Source organism: Bacillus timonensis (assembly GCF_004799755.1).
GTDB lineage: Bacteria > Bacillota > Bacilli > Bacillales > Bacillaceae_L > Ferdinandcohnia > Ferdinandcohnia timonensis_A.
This window is the reverse complement of sequence record NZ_SLUB01000116.1, coordinates 1-2582: the sequence shown is the minus strand read 5'-3', so window position 1 is coordinate 2582 and position 2582 is coordinate 1. Positions and strand designations below refer to the sequence as shown.

Annotated in this window: 2 protein-coding genes; one reads left to right on the top strand and one right to left on the bottom strand. The window is 33.3% G+C overall.

Annotated features, from left to right (window positions below; all coding sequences use genetic code 11):
• Positions 1 to 554: hypothetical protein (locus E1I69_RS24590; RefSeq protein ID WP_161974974.1), on the top strand; the 554-nt coding region annotated here is incomplete at its 5' end.
• A 79-nt stretch (positions 555 to 633) separates the two neighbouring features.
• Here E1I69_RS24590 and E1I69_RS23990 read toward each other — a convergent pair.
• Complete coding sequence (locus E1I69_RS23990; RefSeq protein ID WP_136382005.1) at positions 634 to 2574, bottom strand: IS1 family transposase; 1941 nt, start codon at positions 2572 to 2574, stop codon at positions 634 to 636.
• Between the last annotated feature and the right edge of the window lie 8 nt (positions 2575 to 2582).

The following is a 2582-nucleotide window of genomic DNA, read 5'->3' as shown; positions in this document are numbered from 1 at the left end:
AAAAACATATTTTTGGTTCTTTAGCTGTCATTATTGCAGTATCAATTCCTTTTGCAGTGCCATTTTTTCCATTTATCATCTCAGATGTTATGTATGCAACAAAGGAAACTTGGTTTATTCAAACACCTAAAGCGGCTTATTTTTTATATGGGGCTGGATTTCTCTTATGGTTATTAGCTACATTTATTTTATATTTGTTGAATGCTAACATTACCTCGATTATAATTGGAGTAATTTTAATAATTTCAAGTATTTTTCCCCTTGTATTAGGGGTCAATCATTATAAAGAACTAAGTGAAGATGGAGTATCATATAGTGAGATAAATTCACTTGAACACAAACATTATCAATGGGATGAAGTAATTAAAATTGTATATCATCTCGAAAAAGAACGGGGTAAAAAATCCAACTTAGAGTTCCAATTTAATGATGGCAACAAAGTAACTTTTGCCAGGGATAGTGATTTCTCAAATGATTATTATAAACTAAGGGAAAAAATTTCGGAATATCAAATTGAATTTGTTAGCAGTAAAAATAATAATAAAAAGAATTGAATAATTGCATAAAACACAAGTAAAACTCGTCATATTGACGAGTTTTTTTCTGTTGGAATTTCATTCTAAAAATATGTTCTTATTGAAGATAAATAATATCATTCAATGTAAAAAACCTTTGAGTTAATCCTAATCGTTGTGCTGGTGTCTTAACGATTTCTTTTTTACCTTCCTTCGTTTTATAAGGTAGACAGAAATTGTAATAGGTACGGAGAATTGTTAGTGCGTACTGAGCATATTTAGGATTAAAATTAGAGTAAATGTAACTCTTACCATCACCCCTGGCGGTTGTTAATGGTCTTTCTAAAAAAGATAGTCTCCTACGAATTAACTGGATAAAGTTATTTGTCGCATTATCGTTCACATTCAATATTAGTTCCGCAATGTCTTTTGGATCTAAGGATGAAAGGTCCGTTTTGCAGTCAACCCAACGGTAGCCTCGATCTTGAGTCGCTAACGGATGTTGTATTGGATTATCCGCATAAACTATTCCGCCGTTTACTTCTTTGTGAAATTGATGACTTTCAAACAAATCTGTTAAATAAAGTTTAGCTAGTTTCCTTAATGTTTGCGTGTTTATATCCCTTTGCAAACCCCATTCTAATAAAAATGTCCTAGCATCTATAAATTCCTCTTTTGCCTCTTTTCTTGTCTTAGTTTTATCAGTCTGGCACAAAAAATGATGAGCGTCATATTTGCGAATTTCATCAGAAAATACACGGTAGATTGAAGTCATTAATGTTGCATCTTCGTCCGTAACAAAACGCCATTCTTTTGAATTAATCATTTGTTTTAACAACCACATATGAGCGATGGAAGTATAAGTTGAATTAACGTGTAAACCATCGATAAACTTTGCCCTATGTTCCACTTTAGAAAGGTTCTGATAATACTCTGATTTTGTTTCTGTGTCATTGGGTGAAGGTGGCTGCGGAAAATGAGAGTAATCGCCGAATCTAGCGTGTTTCTTTACAAAGTCGTTAAGGTGATCTTCTTTTGTCAGTATTGTATCAAGGGCAATGTCATTCAGGTCTATATCCCAATCGTAGGCTACATCTGCACGAAATACATATCTAGAAGATAAATCAGAAGTTATAACAACAGAAGTAGGCAATTGCAACTCCTCAAATGAATCAAATCTAGAACTAGCTTGACCTTTCTTTCTGACATTGTTTAAAACATAATTCATTTTATCCGTATTTAGCCATATTTCATCAAATTTAAGCTGTTTAATTGGCTTCGTTTCGTATCTCTCTAGAAATTCCAGGCACCTTCTATATAAAATCTCGAGTTTGTCATAGTAAGTTCCTTTGCCAATTCCTAAAATATCACAAGCTCGATTAATAGGAGTTTTATTAATCAATAGATTCGCGAAAGTTGGCATTATCTCACTCCGCTTTTGTCGGTACTTAGTTGTTTGTTTTGTGTTAGGTAAGATATTCGTCTTTTTCTTACATACTTTACATTGCCAAACTTGAGCCCCAACTTTACTTTTCCCTTGTTTGTAAAATCCTTTAGGTGTTTCAAAAGGTGTCAGTTTTTCAGTTGGACAATCTTCTTTATGAAACTGGTATTCAGGAGTGATATTTTCAACTTTGCCGATTCTAATAAGTCTTTCTATTTCAAGAGCTATCGACCAATTTGAAAGGGGCCTAGTATGGCAACCAAGTGTAATCCCTTTACGTGGTTCGATTGGATCGGGATTACAAACGATTGACTTATTATTACCACCAGCTAACTTATATCTTTGGGATTTTCCTTTGACATTAAATTTGATTTGCTCAAGTCCGTGCCATTTACAAAACGGGTTATGGCAAAAATTAAACTGTATATGGTGGGTTTGCCCGTTCCAATTAAATTCAATCGGTTGGAATAACAACCCTTTATACCTTGTACCAAATTGTCGAGGAGTCAGTTTATTATAATCTTTAAGTCGATTATCGATTTCAACTTTATTAATCGGAAATTGAATTGATATAATACTATCTTCTGGTGTGGCTAATCTCTTCAAATTAGCCACGTTCTTTT